Below are 20,667 nucleotides of genomic sequence, written 5' to 3'. Positions count from 1 at the left end.
ATGCTGGACACCGATATCGTCGATGTCGTCGTCGTTGGCGGCGGGCCCTCGGGAGCCACCGCTGCCGCCGATCTCGCCCGCGCCGGTCGATCGGTCGTGTTGCTCGACCGCGCCGGGCGGATCAAGCCGTGCGGCGGCGCGATTCCGCCGCGGCTGATGAAGGATTTCGCAGTCCCTGAGTCGGTCCTCGTCGGCCATGCCAAGGCGGCGCGGATGATCGCCCCGTCGGACCGCGCGGTCGATATGCCGATCGAGGGCGGCTTCGTCGGGATGGTCGATCGCGGCGACTTCGACGAGTGGCTGCGCGAGCGCGCCGCCGCCGCCGGGGCAACCCGCCGGACCGGCACCTATGAGGCGATCGAGACCGATCCCGACGGCACCACCGTCGTCGTCTTCCGTCCCAAGGGCGCGGCGAAGCACGACGCGCTCCAGCGGCTACGGACGCGGTCGGTGATCGGTGCCGATGGCGCGCGCTCGGGAGTCGCCCGCGACACGCTCAAGGGGGCCGAGCGCATTCCGTGCGTCTTTGCGTATCACGAGATGATCGCGACACCGGTCGATAGCGCCTTCGACCGCGAGCGTTGCGACATCTATTACCAGGGCAAGCTGTCGCCCGATTTCTATGCGTGGATTTTTCCGCACGGCGACACGACGAGCGTCGGCGTCGGCAGCGCCAACAAGGGCTTTTCGCTCAAGGACGCGGTCGCGACGTTGCGCGCTGACACCGGGCTCGACACCTGCGAGACGATCCGCCGGGAAGGCGCGCCGATCCCGCTCAAGCCGCTCAAGAAATGGGATAACGGCCGCAACATCGTCGTCGCCGGTGACGCCGCGGGGGTCGTCGCCCCGGCGTCGGGCGAAGGGATTTATTACGCGATGACTGCCGGGCGCTATGCCGCCGAATCGGTCGATGCCTTCCTCGAGACCGGCAACCCGAAGGCGCTTGCGGGCGCGCGCAAGAAGTTCATGAAGGCGCACGGCCGGGTCTTCTGGATCCTCGGGATGATGCAGTATTTCTGGTATTCGAGCGACAAGCGCCGGGAGCGCTTCGTCAAGATTTGCGACGATGCCGATGTCCAGCGGCTGACGTGGCAGGCGTATATGAACAAGGAACTCGTCCGCGCCGACCCGATGGCGCATGCACGGATCTTCTTCAAGGATCTCGGTCACCTGTTCGGGATCGGCACGACGGCGGCATGACCCGGGACGGGGCCTAAGACCGTGAGCCGGGCGCGACCGCTGCTCAAGCCGATCGCTGTCGGCATCGGCGCGGCGTTTGCGGTCGCGGCAGTCGGCTCGACGATTACCGATCTCGGCCCGTGGTATCGTAGCCTGCGCCAGCCGGAGTGGGCGCCCCCCGACTGGGCGTTTCCGGTCGGCTGGACGACGGTCTACGTCTTCACCGTCGCCGCCGGGGTCACGGCATGGCGCGCGGCGATCGGTGACCGTGAACGAACGCGGGTCGTCGGCTTGTTTGCGTTCAACGTCTTTCTCAACGTCCTGTGGAGCCTGATCTTTTTCCGGCTCCACCGCCCCGACTGGGCATTTATCGAGGTCGGGGTCTTCTGGTTGTCGATCATGCTGCTGATCATCGTCGCCGCCGAGCGATCGTTGACCGCTAAATTCCTGCTGCTGCCGTATCTCGGTTGGGTCAGCTTCGCGAGCCTGCTTAACCTCGCGGTGGTGCGGCTCAACCCGCCATTCGCATGAGTTCATTGTTCGCGACCGGTCACGCGGTCGACATCGTGCTCGCCGTGATGCTGGTCGAAATAATCATTCTGATCAAGCGGCGAGGGCATGCCGCGACGATCATCTTGGCGTTCCTGCCCGGGGCGCTGATCCTGCTCGCAGTGCGGGCGGCGCTGACAGGGGCGGGATGGCAGTGGGTCGCGCTGGCGCTCGCTGCGTCGTTCCCCGCACATCTTGCCGATCTGCGCCGGCGCGGGTTGTAACCCGCGCCGGCCGAAGATCTTACGAGGTCGGCTTCGACTTCAGGTAAGCGATGACGTCGGCGCGCTTCTGCGCATCCTTGAGGCCCGGATAGGTCATCTTGGTGCCCGGGACGTACTTCTGCGGCGCGAGCAGATATTGATACAGCACCGGCTCGGTCCAGACGATGTGGCTGTTCTTGTTCGCGGCCGAATAGGTGTAGCCCGGAACCGAGCCCGAGGTCCGCCCGACGACGCCGTACAGCGACGGCCCGATCCGGTTCTGCCCCGGCGTGATGACGTGGCAGGTCTTGCACACAGTGAAGACGGCCTTGCCCGCAGTCGCGTCACCCTTGAGCGACGCATAGGCGGGGGTGCCGGGCGGCAACGGCGGCGGCGCGGCAACAGCGGCAGTTCCCACCATCGCGGCGGCAACTGCGGCGACTTTCAAAATCTTGGTCATTATCTCTCCCACGAACGACTTCCCCAGCACAGCGGCAACATACACGTATCGTTTCGGGCATCAACGGCGCGAAGCGACCATGCGGCATGACGCCGTAAACGGTCTACGCTCCGGCGGCTTGCGTGTTCCTGAATGACGGTAGTCTGTGAACCCGAACAATATTATCTTTGCGCGTTCAGCGGCTAAAATACTCGAGCGGGACGGCGTTCGCCATCGCCCGATAGCCGATCGCCGACGGATGCAGGTGATCGCCCGAATCGTATTGCGCGAGCATCCGGTCGGGGTGCGCGGGGTCGCGGGCAACGCGGTCGAAGTCGATGACGGCATCGAAATGGCCGGGCGTTCGGATCCACCGATTGACGGCCGCGCGGTCGGCCTCGGTTTCCGGACCGGGGTGATAATAGTCCGATCCAACGAACGGCAGGATGGTCGCGCCGATCATTCGGATGCCGTGCGCGCGTGCGCGCTCGATCATCTGGGCGTAGGCGTCGATCAGGCGGGCGACCAACGTGGAGTGAGCCTCGGCAGAAATCGCATGCTCCCGCGTCGCGCCGCCGATGTCGTTGATACCTTCGAGCATGATGACGAACCGGACCCCGGCCTGCGACAGGACATCGCGATCGAAGCGGGCGAGTGCGTTGGGGCCGAGGCCGTCGGTCAGAAGATGGTTGCCGCCGATCCCGCCGTTGACGACTCCGGTTTGCCGGCCGGCGGCACTCGCCTGCAAGCGGGCGGCAAGGACATCCGGCCAGCGGTCGTCGCCGTCGGTCGTTGCGCCGTGGCCATCGGTGATCGAATCGCCGAACGCGACGATCGTGGAGGATTTTGCTGGCGCGGCAACGTCGACGCCCGCGATCTGATACCAGTGTTCGACCGGCTTGGCGTCGGCGAGCTCGGAGTCGTCTGAGTGCGTACCATGCGCGATGTACGAGGTGGCGCGCGACCCCGGGTGTCCCGTCTGCACCGTCGGTGCTGCGTCGAGGTGCAGGCTGATCGCCAGCCGCGCTAGCGCAGGCGTGCTCATGTCGATCGGATCCGACCAATAATCGGCTCCCGCCGGTATCATGACCGACGATTTGCCGCCGAACAGAGCCGGCTTTTGCGATGATGAGATGATCGCCGACCCCTTGCCGGCGAGGGCGACGCGGACCGTATCGATTATCAGCGGCTGCGTACCGAAGGCGTTCGACAGGCGAACCCTCAGGCGCGGCCCGCCGACAGATAGCCGGATTGTCTGTCGTAAGGTGATGTCGATCGAGTCGTCGCTGGGCAGCGCGTTCGCTGGTTCAACCGCGAGCTGAGACGCCGCCCAGGACGCGCTCCACTCGGACCGTGCGACGTCCGCCGGCGCCGCCAGCGCGGGGGTCGACAGAAGGATGCTCGCGAGGAGCCAGGTGAGTTTCATCGGGTAAACATGCGCCCGTGCTTCCTTTGATTCCAGCGATGAATGGCGTGTCGCGCGCGGGCAGTGACCTTCGCCCCGTCGGCGGAACAGCTCGAAGTCATCGACATCCTCCGGCGCAACCCGACCGGCAATCCTCAAGCGCGTGCTGGCGCTGCAGATCGCGTCCGCGGCTGGCGTGAAGCCGCCTGTCGGCGCCCCCTGAACGGGACGTCGATACGATCACGGGCATTCACGCCGTCCACGCCGCCAATTCGGCCTGCTCGCCGATCAAGGCGAGACCGTGCGCGATCGACGTCAGCTCATTCCCCTTCGCCAGACGCTCGGCCCCGAAGCGCTCCTCGAACATCCGGACGATGCGCGGTGTCAGCGAGGTGCCGCCGGTGAGAAAGACATGGTCGATCGCGCCGGGGGTGGTCGTTGCCATCGCCAGCGCCCGGTCGACCGCCGCCTCGATCCGCTCGATATCCGCGGCGATCCAGCCTTCGAACGCCGCGCGGGTCACGTCCGCCTCGATCGTCAGGCCCGCGCCGCTGAAGCGAAAACAGGCCGTGTCTGCCGCCGACAGGTCGCGTTTGACCTGCCCCACCGCCTCGTGAAGGCGGAAGCCGAGTTCCTGCTCGATGACCGCGATCACGCGGCCGATCGCGTCGGGGTCGAGTGCTGACCGGCGGAGCGATTCGAGCTCGGCAAGCGTCCGGCGGTTGCGCATCAGTGCCAGTCGCGACCAGTCCGCGAAGTCGGCGAAATAACCGCCGGGGATTTCGAGAATCTTGCCGAACGATCGATAGAAGCCGCCTTTGCCGAGCAGCGGCATGACCAGCTGTTCGACGATCCGCGCATCGAATCGGTCGCCGGCGATGCCGACCCCGGCGTGACCGAGAGGGACACAGCGCCGCGTCGCCCCGGGTGCCTCGATCCGCACCACCGAAAAGTCGCTCGTCCCGCCGCCGAAATCGGCAACAAGAACCGTTGCCGGTTCGCTGACCCGCGACGCGTAGCTGAACGCAGCGCCGAGCGGCTCATAGACATAGTGCAAAGTCGCGCCGATGCCGGCGAACATCGCGTCGTAGCGCCGACGCGCGATCGCTTCGTCGGGCGCATGTCCGGCATAGACGACGGGACGCCCGACGACGACGCGCGCCGGCCCGGAAAAGGCTCCGCCGGCGCGCGCGGCCATCTTGTCGAGGAACAGCCGCCCCAGGTCTTCGAACTTGAACTGCCGCTCGAAGATCGTCGCGCGCTCGAAGGTCGCGCTCGCGGCAACCGACTTGAAAGACTGGATGAAGCGGCTCGCTCCTGGAAATTCGAGATATTCGGCGATTGCCCATGGACCGCCCGCGCTCGCGATCCCGCCGCGGACCGTGTCGTCTTCCCAGAAGCACAGCGCCGACCGAAACACCGCCGCAGTGCCTGCGGGTGATTCGAGTTCGACGAGGCTCGAGTGTCCGTCGCGCGCGATTGCCGCCACGGAATTGGTGGTGCCGAAGTCGAGTCCGAGAACATTAGGGGCCGGGCTGGACATTGACGCCCTCCGCTACACAGGCCGCGCGCGTTACGCAAAGCCGGCGTTACTGGAGCGGCGCGCAGACCTGGCCCTTGTGGTCGCCGACGGCGTTACCCTGGCGGCTTTATATCCCGCAGCATTTCATCCGCGGCATTGCAAAACGCCAGGTCAATCGGCTCCATTTCCCGTGCGCACATCAACCCAGCGTGAGACCTGGATAGATAGTTTTCGGGAGATGACCGCTCGCGTCGGTCTCGCGAGCGTTGATTTCCCGCCCTCTCTACTGCGCGGTGCCCCGGTCCGATCCGGGCGGGAGAATCAAGCGGTCGTCGTGCCGCCGCTGGCGGCATTCTTCCGCGAATGCTTCCGCCAGCCGATCGAGCTCAAAGAAGCGAGCGAATTCGTCCGAGTCGAGGCGGTAGTATTCTTCGTAATCGATCCTCGGATTGGCGAGCGGTATCGACAGGTAATAGGACCCGGTCCCGTCCCGTCCCAGGCTATATCTGCCCGATCGGCAAACCTTCGTGTCGACGAAGCGTGTCATGGCCCGATGATCCCGGTGGTTTAATTCGACGGCAACGCGCGATCGCCATCGATGACCGCTTCGTTTTGCCCTGAAGGTAGAAAGCCGTCGGGAAGCCATTGGTCGTTCGCGCCAGCCTCAGCCCCGCTCGGCATGCGCATGTTAAGATCGTTCATCGCTTCCGGCGTAAAGTCCACGCGCACGAGGCGATCGTTATCGAGCTGCCTGGCAGGAAGTCCCAGTAATGTTTCGAATTCACGTGGATCGCCGCCTGCTTCGGCCAGCATCGCGTCGGTATCGGAAGTGGTTGAAAAAAACGTGGTGTCGTCGCGCTGACCCAGCCCGTATTTATTGAGGTTGCCCTCTGTCATCAGGTGCGACCCACCGATTTTGAAGGCATTTGCATGCTCGGCCATGCGCTCGGGCGAAACGTAGGTTCATGCAACGGGCGATTGGCTGTGGGGTATCAAGGATCTCATGAATCCGACCCGGCGGCAGGCCGAGGCGCTTGGCGCCGGCGACGACCTCTGTGCGATAAGCCGGGGCGGGCGCCGCTGCAGATGCCGCAGGTTCATGCGCGACGCCCAGCGCGAAATGAATCCGAAGCCGTTGATCCGGAAGAGGCATCGATCGAGCGAAGCCGGTCGCTTCGTGTCGGCTTGGATATCCGAACGGTGTTACGGAACCGTGCTAGCGCCGGGCAGTGCCCAGCAAGCGTTGCGCGATCCGCGCTCCCCACGATGCGGATGGCTGACGCTCACCGGTCGCCGACAGGGTGAACATCACCGGCGCGCGCATCGTGCCGGTGTCGCCGTCGAGCGATGCGGCGTTGAGGTACAGCGTCTTGCCGACCTGTCGACGGCCTGCCGCCGCATGAACATGCCCGAAGCAGTGAACGCGTGGCGCAATGCGCTTCAGTTCGTCGGCGAGTGATGGGCACCCGCACGACCGGCCCCTGCTCGACGTGTCGAGAATGCCCTGCGGCGGCGTATGCGTGATCAGGATGTCGATATCGGCCGGAACCTGTGCCCACGCCGCGGTGAGGCCCGCTCGATCCTTGAAGAAGGCATGCGTTCGGAGCTCGGGCACCCACGGCGCACCGAAGATCTTGAGTCCGCGAAACTCGACGACTTCGTCTTTCAGGACATGAGCATTGCGAAACGGCTGCGGTCGTCGCTGCAGCTCGGCTTGGAGCAGACGGTCGTGATTGCCGCCCGTGCACAGGATCCGCGCGAACTTTTGCCGCCCGAACCACTCATCCATTGCCGCAAGTTGTTGCGGTGCCTTGCTCGACAGATTGAACATGTCACCGCAGTGGATCAGCAAGTCGCCAGCGGGCAGGTCGATCTCGTCGTGCCGGCAATGCGTATCGCTGATGACCGTAACGCGCGTATCCATGTGACTGCTTACCAGCGCGGGCGGGCGTTGCATAATATCACGCCGCGGTTCCGGTCGAATCTGGATCGGTTGGCAGCGTGACGGGCAGGGCCGTACTAGACCGTGCGCGGACGGGGAGAAACGATGATGCGGGCATTGATCTTGGCGCTGCTGCTTGCGACGGGGGCTGGTGCTGCGGAACCCATCGCTCCGCCGGAGTCCGCAGTTCAAAGCGCGCCCGCGGCGCTCAAGGGGCGGCTCGAGGGTCCGCTCGAACTCCAGTCGCGGGTCTATCCCGGCACCGTGCGGCGTTACTGGGTGTATGTTCCGGCAGGCTACGACGCGTCGCGGCCGCCCAACTTGCTGGTGTTTCAAGACGGGCAGCGCGCGATCAATCCGGGCGGGCCACTCGCAGTCCCGGCACTGCTCGACAAGCTGATCGAGCAGCAGGCTATTCCGTCGACGATCGGCATATTCGTGACGCCGGGCAATGTGTCGGCGCACTATCCCGACACCCTCGGCACGCAAAACCCGGATCATCGGGTCGAAGAATATGACGCACTGTCCGACTCCTATTCGCGCATGACGCTGGAGGAGTTGCTGCCGGCGGTGGCGCGGAAATGGCGGTTTGCTGCGGATCCAAAGCGGCGAGCGATCGGCGGCACCTCAAGCGGCGCAATCGCGTCGTGGACGGTGGCGTGGCGGCATCCGGAGGCGTTCGGCAACGTCATCAGCTTCATCGGCAGCTACACCTCGATCGGCCTTAAGCTCGGGGCGGATGGGTCGCCGCTGGTCTATGGCGGCGACACCTATCCGGGCCTAATCCGCAAAAGCCCGATCCGCCCCTTGCGCGTTTTTCTGCAGGACGGACGCAGCGACCTCGATAACGAGCACGGCAACTGGTTCCTCGCCAACCAGCAGATGCTCAAGGCGTTCGACTGGGCGAATACGCACGCCGATGCGGAGGGCGACAAGGGCGCGCGCTACGACGTGGATCATGCCTGGACCGAAGGCGCGCATTCGGATGCCGACGGCGGTGCGATCCTTGGCGACGTGCTCCGCTGGATCTGGCGCGATCAGCCGGCCAGCTGACCCGTGCCGCCGGCGGTGACCTTGCGCAACACCTTCGCCAGCTCGTCGATTGAATATGGCTTGTGCAACAGCTCGAAACCGTGCGCCCCGTCCTGCGCCAGCACGGTGCTGTAGCCGCTGGTCAGGATCACGGACAAATCGGGGTAGAGGCGGCGGATTTCTTGGCCCAGCTCGATGCCGCTCATGCCCGGCATGACCACGTCCGAGAACACCACGTCGAACCGTGCCCGGTCTTCGCGCAGCCGGTCGAGCGCCGTCATCCCGTCGGGCGCGAGGACCGCCGTATAGCCCATCTCGCTCAAGGCTTCGGTGGCGAAGGTGCCAACTTCGGGATTATCCTCGACGACAAGGATGCACGCGCCACGAGCCAGCGGCAGCCCGGTGTTGGTTGCAACGACCGGGGTATGGGCGTCGCTCGCGGATGCAGGCAGATACATCGTGAAGATCGCACCGGCGCCCAAATCGCTTTCGACGAGGACATCGCCGCCCGATTGCTTGGTGAACCCGAACACCTGGCTGAGCCCGAGGCCGGTCCCTTCGCCGACACCCTTGGTGGTGAAAAAGGGTTCAAAGATCTTGTCGATCTGGTCGCGCGCGATACCGGTGCCAGTGTCCCGAACCGCGACCGTGACGAAGCGGCCCGCTGCGGCCGGGTGCGCTCGAACGGCGGGCTTTCCGTCTGCGAGCCCGACCGTCATCGTCAACGCTCCTTCGCCGCCCATCGCGTCGCGGGCGTTGACTGCCATATTGACGAGCGCCGTGTCGAACTGGCTCCGATCGGCATCGACGACGCAGGCGTGATCCGGAATGTCGAGCGTGATCGCGATGCGTGATCCGACCAGCGTCCGGATCATTGGCTGGATCACGCGAAGGCTGTCGCAGGCATCGAACGCTTCGGGCTTGAGCGCTTGCCGCCGGGCGAAGGCAAGCAATTGACTGGTGAGCTTGGAAGCGCGCTCGGCCGTGTCGGCAATCGCGTCGATATAGCGGGTACGGCGCTCCTGCGAGACATCGGTTCGCCGCAGGAGGTCGACCGATCCGCGGATCACCGTCAGCAAATTGTTGAAGTCGTGCGCGAGACCGCCGGTGAGCTGCCCGACAGCTTCCATTTTTTGCGACTGCCGCAACGCTTCCTCGGCGGTCATCAATTCGGCGGTGCGATGCGCGACCTGCTGCTCCAGCGACGCCGCAAGATCGGCCAGCTCGCGTTCGGCGCGGCGCCGCTCCCGCGCGGCATGGGTGCGCTCGGCAACCTCGCGCATGAATTCGAAATCTTCCGGCTGCCAGCTCCGCGGCTTGGTGTCGGTAACGAACAGCAACGCCGCCATCTCGCCCTGATCGGAGACCGGCATGTTGATGAAAGCCCGCGCCGAAATGCCCTCGAGCGACGACGCGGAGCCGATTGTCCGCGGATCTATCCGGGCATCCTCGACGATGACGGTGTCGCCATGCTTGAGGTCGTCGATGTACGAGCCATAGTCACGAAACGACAGTGTCCCAGCGAGGCTGGCGAGGCCGGGTCCGGTCCAGTCGCGCGCAATGACGATCGTCTCGGATTCGCGGTAAACCGTGCCATAGCCAGCCCGGCTGACCTCCATCGTCCGTCCGAGCACCTCGGCTGCGACATAGGAAATGTTGGTCGCGTCATCGAGATCGCGCAACGTGTCGCTCAGCTCCGAAAGAGCCAGGCGGCGACGCTCGGCCCGCTTGACGTGCGTTATGTCGAGCGACACGCCCGCGAGCCGCTGTGGCTGTCCTTGCGCATCGAAAAAGGCCTGTCCCCGTGTCGCGAGCCAGCGCAAGCTGCCATCGGGCAACGCGATGCGGTATTCGACCTCGTAATCTGCCCCGTCCGCAATGGCGCGGGCGAGCGCATCTTCCGCCTTCCCCCTGTCTTCCGCGATCACTGCAGCGCTACGCTCTTCCAGGGTGAACGGCGCTTCCGGCGGGAGTCCAAACAGCGCCTTGCACTGGTCGGAACTGGTCAGCGTCTGCGTATGCAGATCGAGACTCCACGTCCCGAACCGGCCCGCCTTGAGGGCGAAATCGAGTTCGCGCTCGTGCTCCTGCTGTGTGCGGAACCGCGTCGTCAGTTCGGCCATCAGCGCGGCGTTATCGCTCTCGAGGCCGGCGAGCCGCTCGCGCTCAAGCGTGACATCGACCTGGCTCGCGAAAAAATAGGCGAGTTGGTGATCGGCATCGTAGACCGGTGCCATCAGCAGCCGGTTCCAGAACGGCTCCCCGTCCTTGCGGTGATTGCGGATATCGATCTCGAGCGCATCGACCCGGCGGACGGCATCGCGGATCGCCTGTGTCGTCGCCGGATCGGTCTCCGGCCCTTGGAGGAAGCGGCAGTTACGCCCGATAATTTCGTCCCGGGGATAGCCGGTCAGGCGACAGAACGAGTCGTTCGCAAACACGACCGGATTGTCGGGCAGGCGCGGATTCGTGATGATCATCGGCATCCGCGTTGCGTGGACCGCCGCGACGAAAGGATCGGTATGCCGGTCGATACCGGCGATCTCGGTCGAGATCCGCTGTTCGTCCCTGAGACTATTCTCGGACGGAATCTGATCAGGCACGCGCTGCTCCACTCGGTTGCCGTCCCTTAAATGCACGCGGCGTCGTCGCAAACCTTGAACGCGGCCAGCCGGCGTATCGACGCGTGGCCGCTCCCCGAAATCGGCGGCCGGTTCAAAAAATACGTTCCTGGCCCGTATCGTTCGCTCGATTGGTTATTTCGCATTGCCGCGGATATGACAGCCATGGCTGCGGCGCGCGCGTGCGCAAGATGCCGCGCAAGGGGTGGGCGACATGAAGCTTCTCGGTTTGGCATTGACCTTGGGCATCATCGTGGTGTCGCCGCCATTGGCTGGTGCCGCACCGGCTGCGGCCGCCGTCGCCAGCCCCGCCGATCAGCAGCTCAAGGCAATCTACGATGCCGAATGGGTGTGGCGCCAAAAGGAGTTCGCGCAGGTCAGCGAGGGTCTGCGCAGCAAGGACGACGATCATTTCCCCGCGGTCACCGCCGCCGACTGGACCCGTCGCCGCGCGTATTGGCAGGACGTGCTCGACAAGATCGGTCGCATTCCGGCCGCTCAATTGTCCCCCGAGCAACGGCTTAACGCTGCCGTGCTCACCGAATCGCTCCGCGCGCAGGTCGCCAATATCGACTACCGGACCTACGAGGCCCCGCTCAACAGCGATTCCTATTTCTGGGGCGATGTGAAGCCGTATTCGGCGCTCGAAACCGCCGCCGAGTATCGCCGCTACATCGGCCGGCTCAAGGATGTGCCACGCTGGTTCGACGAGAATATCGTGAACATGCGCGCTGGCCTGCAACGCGGTTTCACCCCGCCACGCGTCACGCTCGGTGGGCGCGACGCAACGATCGCTGCTTTTGCCATGGCCGGTCCGGCCAACCCGCTCAACGACCCATTCAATGCGATGCCGGCGTCGATTTCGGCGAGCGAGCAGGCGGCGCTCCGCGCGGAAGCCGCCGCGGTGATCGATGCGCAGACGGCTCCGGCGTATCGCAAGCTGCTCGGATTTTTCCGCGACACCTATCTGCCCGGCACGCGCCAGACGCTGGCTGCCAGCGCGCTGCCCGACGGCAAGGCGTTCTACCGCAGCCAAATTCGTGAATACACCACGCTCGACCTGACGCCCGAGGCAATCCACGCGATCGGTCTCAAGGAAGTCGCCCGGATCGATGCCGACATGAAGGCGACGATCGCGCTGACCGGCTTCAAGGGCAGTTTCCCCGAATTCCTCGCCTTCCTGCGCAGCGACCCGCAATTCTATGCGCGGACGCCCGACGAGCTGCTCGGCTTCTCGGCGCTCGTCGCCAAGCGGATGGATGGCCGGCTGAAGGACGTCTTTACCGTATTGCCGCGTTACCGCTTTACCATCCAGCCGGTGCCCGATGCGATCGCGCCGGTATACACCTCGGGCCGTGGCGGGCTCAGCGCCTGCCTGATGAACACCTACGATCTCAAGTCGCGGCCGCTGTATAATCTCGTCTCGCTGACGCTCCACGAATGCGTACCGGGGCACAGCCATCAGGCGGCGATGGCGCTCGAGGCCCCCGATCGCCCGGCCTTCCGTCGCGAAACCTATTTCTCGGGTTATGGCGAGGGTTGGGGCCTATATTCGGAATGGCTCGGGACCAAGCTCGGCATGTACCGGACGCCGTATGAGGAGTTCGGCCGCGAGACCTTCGAGATGTGGCGCGCGTGCCGTCTGGTCATCGACACCGGGCTGCACGAGGATGGCTGGACCCGGCAACAGGCGATCGATTATCTCGCCAGCCATACCGCGCTCGCCAAGCTCGATATCGAGATCGAGGTCGATCGCTACATCAGTTGGCCGGGCCAAGCGCTCGCCTACAAGCTCGGCGAGATGAAGATGCGCGAGTTGCGCGGCAAGGCCGAAGCCGAGCTTGGCGACCGCTTCGACCAGCGGCGCTTCCACGACACATTGCTCAACATGGGATCGGTGCCGCTGCCCGCGATGGAGAGCGAGATGCTGGCTTGGATCGCGGCGGAGAAGGCGAAACCGGCACGATAATCGTCGGCCCGCAATGGCTTTCCTTTTCCGACCAGCTGTATTACCCGAATAGTACAGGTGTCTAAAAAAAGGTTGCCGGATGCGGGTTTGGAAATTGTTCGTAGCGATCGCGGCTGTCGCAGGGACGTCGGTGGCGATGGCACAGGCCTATCGTCCGTTCGACACCAGTCAGCTCAAGGGTCCGCAGCATGGCCCGAAAAACCAGTTGCTCGTCCTTGGCAGCCCGCATCTGTCGAGCATGCCGGCGGCGTTTCAGGCGGGGCAATTGCAGCCGGTCCTCGACAGGCTCGCCGCTTGGGCACCGCAGGCGATTGCCGTCGAAGCGCTGTCGGGCGCGCAGTGCGATTTCATGCGGCACTATCCCGATCGCTTCAAGGACAGCGTCCAAACCTATTGCTGGGATCCGGCGCCCGCCGCCAAAGCCACCGGGCTCGATGTGCCCGCCGCAACCGCCGCGTGGGGCCGCCTGCTGGCGACGTGGCCCGCATCACCAAAAGCAGCCGATCGCCGCCGTCTTGCGGCGATGTTCCTCGCCGGCGGTGAAGGCGCGTCGGCGCTGGTCCAGTGGCTCCGGCTTCCCGAGGGTGAGCGACATGCCGGGGAGGGCCTCGACGACACGTTGGTCGCGCGGCTCGAAAAGCTGCGTACGAGACACGACGAGAGCTTGTTGATCGCCGCTGCGCTCGCCGCCCGGCTCGGGCTCGAGCGAGTGTATTCGATGGACGACCACACCGCCGACGCACCCGTTGCCGACGAAAAGCTGTTTGAGGCGGCGATCTCGAAGGCGTGGGACAACCCCGCCACCGCCAAGCGCAAGGCGATGAGTTCGGCGCTCGACGCCAAGCTGGGCCAGCCGGGCGCGATGCTCGCGCTGTACCGCGCCTACAACGCTCCGGGTGAAGAAAAACTGACATTCGACAGCGACTTCGGCGCGACCCTCGAAGAGCCGTCCGCGGCGCGCTTCGGCCGCAATTATCTCGGCGGCTGGGAGACCCGCAACCTGCGCATGGCATCGAATATCCGTGACATGTTCGCCGAAGCCCCGGGCATCCGTGGCCTGGTCATCGTCGGCGCCTCGCACAAGGGCTACCTCGAAAGCTACCTCAACCAGATGCACGACATGACCATCGTGGATGTCGAAAAAGTGCTCGAATAAAGCCACGCCTGTCTTTGTGCTTTACCCGACCCCACAGCGGGGTCGGGTAACCAAGAGGATAAGGTCGTTTGCCGCTTGCCGTCGGCCATGCGCTGACTCGACCCCGCCCCCGATCGCACCGAAAAAGCCCCCTACCACGCACGCGCTAATTGGTCTGGCAGATTATACTTGACTGTGTGACCACATCTCACTCATGTTACCGCTAACATGCCGAAAACGGTGGATGGTCGGGGAGGCGGGATGATGCAGTCCATTGATGTACGGCCATCGCTCCGCAATGGGCCGAGCCTGGCTGCCATGCGCGCCCGATTAGGCCGGCAGCAACATCGACCTCGTAAGGCTCGCAAGTCTCCAACATAAGTTGGAATGATTCTCGAATTTGTTGGTCGGCGCCGAGTGCAAGCCGACAGAATCAATCGGCCTAATCAAATCTAAATACAAAATCCAAGGGGAGTCAGTTATGACTGGGTATGCAATTCGACGCGTTCGGATCGCCGCGCTGCTCTGCGCGACGACGGCGGCCGCGATTTCTAGCCTTGCCAATGCGCAGACCGTGGCACCGCCGGGACAGTCTGTTCCGGACGGGCAGGACAAAGGGCCGTCGACGGCGCCGATCCCACAGACACTTGCAACGCAGGGAACCCCCGCGGGGGACTCGACGGCGAACGACCCCGAAAGCGGCGACATTATCGTGACCGGATATCGTTCCAGCCTGGCGCAGTCGACCAGCGCCAAGCGCGCGTCGACCGGCTTTACCGACTCGATTTTCGCCGAGGACATCGGCAAGTTTCCCGACACCAATATCGCCGAATCGTTCAATCGTATCCCCGGCATCACGATCACGCGCGACATCACCGGCGAGGGCACCAATGTCGCCATCCGCGGACTGGGGTCGAATTTCACCAACGTAACGCTCAACGGCACGCCGATTGCAGTCGCGTCGTCGGGGGCGACTGATGCGCAGGGCACCGACCGTTCGGTCGACCTGAGCTTTTTCCCGACTGATTTGTTCACCAAGCTCACGGTCAACAAGAGCTATACTGCCGATCTGCTTGAAGGCGGCGCGGCGGGTAACGTCGATTTGCGGTCGGCGCGTCCGTTCGACCGCGACAAGAATTTCCTCAACTATAATATTCAGGGCACGCAGCAGGGCGTCGACAATCACCTCGGCGTTCGTGGATCGGTGATCGGGAGCTGGCATAACGATACGATCGGCATCCTCGCCGGCGTTTCGGGCCAGCGGCTGCACACCGAAACCCGCGGTTACGAGACGATCGGCTACACGAATCCGGCGCTCTCCGCTGCGCAGTGCGGGGCGACGACGGGATGTAATTCGACGGGCGGCGGCAACTGGACGATCCCGTCGACCGTGCCGGTCGGCGCGGGCGCGGGTCTGGTCGCCGGCACGGTCATTGATCAGGCGTTCCTGCTCGCGCATAATCCCGGCGCGACGATCCAGCAGATCGATAACGCGTTGCTGCCACGGCTCGGCCGGCCGTCCGACGAGCGCGGGACGCGCGACCGCGTCAATGCGATCCTCAGCGTTGAATGGCGGCCGACCGACACGCTTCATTTCTATGTAGACGGTCTTTACGGCTACAAGCACAACAACTTGATCCGTGAAGACTTGGCCTGGATCGTCCGCAACAGCGCGATCATTCCGCTCAACCTCAAATTCGACAAGAGCGATTGCTCGGTCGGCTGCTCGGTAACCAGCGGTACCTTTGCCAATGCCCAGTTCTTCGACGAATTCCGGCCGTATATCGAGACGACGAAGCTGTTCAACATCAACCCCGGCGGCGAATGGGATATCGCCGATAATTTGAAGCTCAACGTGCAGGGAAATTACTCGCGCTCAACCTTCCACCGCGAGAACCCAACCGTCGGCGCAACGACGCCGCTCGGAGTGGGCAACACCGTTACGTACACCAACAATGGTAGCGGTATCCCCGGAATCACGAGCAATCTCGACCTGAACAGCCCGGCCAATTTCGGCTGGTACACCGGCAGCCGCGTCAGCGTGAACGACGAGCGCCGGATCAACGAGACGAAGGGCGGGCGGGGCGACCTGACGTGGGGCGGAACGGCGCTGAACCTCAAGGTCGGCGCGGCGTACGACGACGTTTCGCGCCGAATCGACGGCTTCGACAATAGCCAGGCGTGGCAGAATGCGGTCTGCGGAAACAATCCGAGCGCGTTCGTGCCGTCGCCGAACACGCAGCCGCCGTGCGCAGGTCTGTCGGCTCCCGGAGTGGCCCCGGCTGGCTATCCAACATATCCCGGCTACGGCACTGGCTCGACCGCAGGTGCGACGGGACCGGTGACCTACGGCGGCTCGCTCGTCCCCAATGCGGCGTTCCCCGGCTATCTGTCGCCGGGCCCGGGCGGGTTCGTGACCGTCAATTTTCCGGCGTTTGCCGGCGCGACGAAATACGGAACGTTCCATGCGACCGAGCCGCTCGCCGGCTCGTCGACGACCGGCGCGAACGGCGGGTCGATCAGGGAGGTCGCCAAGTCGGCGTTCGCCACGCTCAACGGCGCCCAGCCGCTCGGCGACAGCACGCTGCGGTTCGATGTCGGAGTGCGTTATGTCGACACGATCCAGACCATAGCCGGCATGGTCTCGCTGCCCGATCCGCGCAACACGAACGCGGCGGGGGTCAGCCTCGCCGATGGCGCGCGGTATCCGAATGTCGTCGGCATCGTGACGACCCGGAACCATTATTCGAACTGGCTCCCCGCCGCGACCTTTGCCTATGATCTCGGCGATCACGCAGTGGTTCGTGCCGCAGCATCGCGGACGATGACGCGGCCGGATCCGTCGGCGCAGCTTCCCGGCGTCGGCTTCAGCGCGCCGTCGGCCGATCAGGCCACCGTTGGCAACCCGGCGCTCAAGCCGTACCTGTCGACCAACCTCGACTTCGGGTTCGAATATTACACCGGTCGCGAAGGCGTCATCAGCGTCAATGCGTTCCGCAAGTCGATCGACGGCTTCACGACGACCAACATCACGACGGTGCCGTTTTCGAGCCTCGCCCAGTACGGCATCAACTATGACTCGATCAATCAGACGCAGCAGATCGCGATCAATGCGCGCGGCGGCCCGACTGTCGCGCAGGTGCAGTTAACGTCGCAGGTCAACGTCCCCGACACGTTGACGATCAACGGCCTCGAGTTTCAGTGGGTCCAGCCGCTCGACTTTCTGACCCGGCGGATCGGTATCACCGGTTTCGGCTTCAATGCGAACGCGACCATCGTCGACCAGACGAGCAAGGGTGCCGCGATCGCTTATGGTGTTGCGCCGTCGACGTATAACATCACGGCCTACTATGAGAAAAAGGGCGTCATGTTCCGGGTGTCGACGACCTCGCGCCAGGGCTCGCAAAGCAGCGGCGGCGCACAGAACGGTATTCCCGCCGCCGCTCTCTTCACGTCCGCCTATACGACGTACGACTTCTCCTCGTCGTTCGACCTCGACAAGATCTTCAAGATTGCCCATGCGCCGCAGCTGACGATCAACGTGTCGAATTTCACCGACGCGACGCTGCGGTCATACTTCCAGTTCAGCAACGACACCTTCACCCAGTATAAGCCGGGCCGGGAGGTTCTGATCGGGCTGCGCGGAACCTTCTAAGCGCGCGGGCAGGTACCGGGACACGCCCGGTGCCGCTGTGGGGTCCGGCCGCCCGTGCGGCGACCGGTGCCTCGACAGAGTGAAAGGAGCCGATGTTTACCAGGCGCAACGTGCTCGAAGGCGCGATCGCGAGCGGAGCCTTCGCTTCCCCGCTCGCCGCGGCGATGCGGTTCGATCGGCGCGCGCCCGGTTTCGATATCACGCTGCCCGGCGGGGGCGTGGTGCCGGTCTTCGTCGATGCGGCGGAGCCGGCGAGCGTCCGGCGCGTCGCGGCCGATCTCGCTGCCGACATCGGCCGGGTATTGGGGACGCCCGCCCGCATCGTCAACGATCGGCGGCTGCTTCCCGCTCGCTTCATTCTCGTCGGGACGCTCGGCAACAGCCCGCTGGTCGACCAGCTCGTGATGGCGGGCAAGCTCGACGTCGCTGACATCCGCGGCAAGTGGGAATCGTTCACCGTCCAGACGATCGCGCAGCCGATGCCCGGCGTGACCGAGGCCTTGGTCGTCGTCGGGAGCGACCGGCGCGGCGCGATTTACGGCGCGTACGACCTGTCGCGTTCGATGGGCGTATCGCCGTGGTATTGGTGGGCGGACGTGCCGGTGGTGCGGCGGAGCCAGCTTCGGCTGGCTCACGGCCATTATGTTCAGGGACCACCGGCGGTGAAGTATCGCGGGATTTTCCTCAACGACGAGGCACCCTGCCTGTCGGGCTGGACGACCGAGAAATTCGGCGGGATGAACGCCCAATTCTACGCGAAGCTGTTCGAGCTGATGCTCCGCCTCCGCGCCAACTACCTGTGGCCGGCGATGTGGAACAACGCGTTCGCCATCGACGATCCGGCAAATCCCGCTCTCGCCGACGACTATGGGATCGTCATGGGCACCTCGCACCACGAGCCGATGATGCGAGCGCACAAGGAATGGACCGACAACCAGCAACATTACGGCAACGGCGAGTGGAATTACGCGACCAATCGCGCCGCCATCCGCCAGTTTTTCGACGAGGGGATCAAGCGGAATGCGGGCAACGAAGTCGTCGTCACCGTCGGGATGCGCGGCGACGGCGATGTCGCGCTCGAAAGTACCGGCAGCCTGCAGTCAGACGTCAAGCTGCTCGAGGAGGTCATCGGCGACCAGCGCCGCATCATCGCCGACGGCATGCACATGCCCGCCGACAAGGTCCCGCAAGTATGGGTCCTCTTCACCGAGGTCTATAAATATTACGACGCCGGGCTGAAGCTGCCCGACGACGTCACGATCATGTTCGCCGACGACAATGTCGGCAATCTCAGGCGATTGCCGCTGCCGTCCGAACGCGGGCGATCGGGCGGGTTCGGCATCTACTTCCACATGGACATGCACGGCGGTCCGTTTGCGTATCAGTGGATCAACTCGAATCCGCTGCCGAAAATCTGGGAGCAGATGAACCTCGCCAACCAATATGGCGCGAACGAGATCTGGATCGCCAATGTTGGTGACTTGAAACCACTCGAACTGCCGATCGAGTTTTTCCTCGCGATGGCATGGAATCCAGCCGATGTCGGCAAGGACAAGATCGCACGATGGACGTGCGATTGGGCCGAGCGCCAGTTCGGCACCGAACACGCCGACGAGATCGCCTTTCTCGCCGCGCGTTACGCCAAGTATAATGCGCTGCCCAAGCCCGAGAAAATCACCCCCGGCACCTACAGCCTCGAACATTATGGCGAGGCCGAACGGGTCTGCGAGGCATGGGCCGGGCTCGTTCGCCGGGCAGATGCCGTCGACGCCGCACTGCGCCCCGACCAGCGCGACGCTTTCTACCAATTGGTCCTGTATCCCATCCGCGCCTGCGCCAACCTGACCCAGATGTATGTCGCGGCGGCACGCAATGCGCGCTTTGCCGAGCAGGCGCGAGCCAGCACCCGGATCGAGGCGGACGAGGTTCGCCGCCGGTTCCGCACCGACCACGACCTGCGCGACACCTACAATCACGTCATGGCGGGCGGCAAATGGAACCACATGATGGACCAGACGCACATCGGCTATTTCGACTGGTACCCGCCCATCGCCGACATCATGCCGCCGGTGGCCGACCTCGACCTCGATAACGCCTCGGGCTTCGGTGTTGCCGTCGATGGCGATAGCCGGTCGTGGCCTGGCTATTATCTGCCGCCGGCACTGCCGACGCTCGACAGCATCTCGCGGCGTCCGACTTGGCTCGAGGTTTTTCCGCGCGGAAACGGGGCGGCGCCGTTCACTGTGACGGCCGACCAGCCGTGGGTGACGATCCGCGAGGGCAAGGCGTTCAGCGCATCGCCGCGCGACCGCCGGTTCTGGATCGATATCGACTGGGCGAAGGCACCGGAGGGCAAATCGAGCGGCACCGTGACGATCGCGGGCGAAGCCGTGGTGAAGGCGCAGCTGACCGCGATCCGCGCGACGGCGCAACAGGAGCGCGAAGCACGCGGCGCATTCGGCGGTCTGGCCGGGGAATTCTCGGTGCCCGTCACTGCCTTTACCCGATCGGTCGCGGTCGACGGCGTGCGCTGGGAAGCGATCCCCGATTACGGTCGGGTCGATGCCGCGATGTCGATCTTTCCGGTCGACGCACCGTCGTTTGCCGACCCGGCTCGCGCACCCCGGCTCGACTATGCGATCTATTTGGCGGCCGCGGGAGAGTATCGCGTCGAACTCGTCACGAGCCCGACGCTCGAGGTTATCCCGGGCCGCAAGCTGAGCATCGCGGTCGGGCTGAATGACAAAGCGCCGGTCGTCCAGACGGTCTTCACGCCGCAGGATGCCGCGGCGCAAGATTTTCTCGGGGCCAAGCAGGCCGTCAACACCGCGAACAACGCGCGCACGATGCACTTCAACGTCATGGCCGACCGCGCCGGACGCCACACGCTGAAAGTCTGCATGATCGACCCCACTGTGGTGATACAGTCGATTATCGTGTCGAACGAAGAGCCGAAGAAGACATATTTCGGGCCGCCAGCGGCCGATCATCTTGCGGCACCGACAGGAGCGTAGAG

15 protein-coding genes are annotated in these 20,667 nt (G+C 64.5%); 8 read left to right on the top strand and 7 right to left on the bottom strand.

The window, feature by feature from the left end; translation table 11 throughout:
• The 3 genes from KTC28_RS16885 to KTC28_RS16875 are packed head-to-tail and all read left to right on the top strand — an operon-like array spanning position 1 to position 1,952.
• Complete coding sequence (locus KTC28_RS16885; protein ID WP_216709312.1) at positions 1-1,200, top strand: geranylgeranyl diphosphate reductase; 1,200 nt, start codon at positions 1-3, stop codon at positions 1,198-1,200.
• Positions 1,201-1,221: 21 nt separating this feature from the next.
• Positions 1,222-1,710: a TspO/MBR family protein gene (locus KTC28_RS16880; protein WP_226896052.1), complete on the top strand. Its 489-nt coding sequence runs from the start codon at positions 1,222-1,224 to the stop codon at positions 1,708-1,710.
• A complete protein-coding gene (locus tag KTC28_RS16875; protein ID WP_255602110.1) occupies positions 1,707-1,952 on the top strand; it encodes a hypothetical protein in 246 nt (81 codons plus the stop codon). Before KTC28_RS16880 ends, KTC28_RS16875 begins: the two co-directional genes overlap by 4 nt.
• A 19-nt stretch (positions 1,953-1,971) precedes the next feature.
• On the opposite strand, the gene KTC28_RS16870 is transcribed toward KTC28_RS16875, so the two are convergent.
• The 6 genes from KTC28_RS16870 to KTC28_RS16845 form a co-directional block, all read right to left on the bottom strand.
• Positions 1,972-2,391, bottom strand: coding sequence for a c-type cytochrome (locus KTC28_RS16870; protein WP_216709313.1), 420 nt, complete (start codon positions 2,389-2,391; stop codon positions 1,972-1,974).
• A gap of 175 nt (positions 2,392-2,566) precedes the next feature.
• Positions 2,567-3,796, bottom strand: a complete 1,230-nt coding sequence (locus tag KTC28_RS16865; RefSeq protein ID WP_216709314.1) for an SGNH/GDSL hydrolase family protein — start codon at positions 3,794-3,796, stop codon at positions 2,567-2,569.
• 229 nt (positions 3,797-4,025) lie between these two features.
• Positions 4,026-5,318: an Hsp70 family protein gene (locus KTC28_RS16860; protein WP_216709315.1), complete on the bottom strand. Its 1,293-nt coding sequence runs from the start codon at positions 5,316-5,318 to the stop codon at positions 4,026-4,028.
• Between the two features lie 262 nt (positions 5,319-5,580).
• Positions 5,581-5,844 carry a hypothetical protein gene (locus KTC28_RS16855; RefSeq protein WP_216709316.1) on the bottom strand — a complete coding sequence of 88 codons (264 nt, stop codon included), beginning with the start codon at positions 5,842-5,844 and terminating at the stop codon, positions 5,581-5,583.
• A gap of 20 nt (positions 5,845-5,864) precedes the next feature.
• On the bottom strand, positions 5,865-6,239 hold the full coding sequence (locus KTC28_RS16850) for a hypothetical protein (RefSeq protein WP_216709317.1): 375 nt from the start codon (positions 6,237-6,239) through the stop codon (positions 5,865-5,867).
• A gap of 274 nt (positions 6,240-6,513) precedes the next feature.
• Entirely contained in the window at positions 6,514-7,221 is a 708-nt protein-coding gene (locus tag KTC28_RS16845) for a metallophosphatase domain-containing protein (protein WP_216709318.1), read from the bottom strand.
• A gap of 126 nt (positions 7,222-7,347) precedes the next feature.
• On the opposite strand from KTC28_RS16845, the gene KTC28_RS16840 reads away from it, so the two are divergent.
• Positions 7,348-8,292, top strand: a complete 945-nt coding sequence (locus tag KTC28_RS16840) for an alpha/beta hydrolase (RefSeq protein WP_216709319.1) — start codon at positions 7,348-7,350, stop codon at positions 8,290-8,292.
• Here KTC28_RS16840 and KTC28_RS16835 read toward each other — a convergent pair.
• Positions 8,277-10,874 (bottom strand): PAS domain-containing protein, encoded by a 2,598-nt coding sequence (locus tag KTC28_RS16835; RefSeq protein WP_304610483.1) that lies wholly within the window; start codon positions 10,872-10,874, stop codon positions 8,277-8,279. The two genes, KTC28_RS16840 and KTC28_RS16835, sit on opposite strands and share 16 nt — an antisense overlap.
• Positions 10,875-11,106: 232 nt before the next feature.
• Between KTC28_RS16835 and KTC28_RS16830 the strand changes: the two genes are divergently transcribed.
• From KTC28_RS16830 to KTC28_RS16815, 4 genes are all read left to right on the top strand, one after another.
• Positions 11,107-12,861: a DUF885 domain-containing protein gene (locus KTC28_RS16830; RefSeq protein ID WP_216709321.1), complete on the top strand. Its 1,755-nt coding sequence runs from the start codon at positions 11,107-11,109 to the stop codon at positions 12,859-12,861.
• Between the two features lie 79 nt (positions 12,862-12,940).
• Positions 12,941-14,017, top strand: coding sequence for a DUF5694 domain-containing protein (locus KTC28_RS16825; protein ID WP_216709322.1), 1,077 nt, complete (start codon positions 12,941-12,943; stop codon positions 14,015-14,017).
• 460 nt (positions 14,018-14,477) lie between these two features.
• Positions 14,478-17,651 carry a TonB-dependent receptor gene (locus tag KTC28_RS16820; protein WP_216709323.1) on the top strand — a complete coding sequence of 1,058 codons (3,174 nt, stop codon included), beginning with the start codon at positions 14,478-14,480 and terminating at the stop codon, positions 17,649-17,651.
• Between the two features lie 92 nt (positions 17,652-17,743).
• On the top strand, positions 17,744-20,665 hold the full coding sequence (locus tag KTC28_RS16815; protein ID WP_216709324.1) for a glycosyl hydrolase 115 family protein: 2,922 nt from the start codon (positions 17,744-17,746) through the stop codon (positions 20,663-20,665).
• The last annotated feature ends 2 nt before the right edge of the window (positions 20,666-20,667 follow it).

This window comes from Polymorphobacter megasporae (assembly GCF_018982885.2).
GTDB lineage: Bacteria > Pseudomonadota > Alphaproteobacteria > Sphingomonadales > Sphingomonadaceae > Polymorphobacter_B > Polymorphobacter_B megasporae.
The sequence above is the reverse complement of the archived record's forward strand: the minus strand, read 5'-3'. Positions and strand labels throughout refer to the sequence as shown.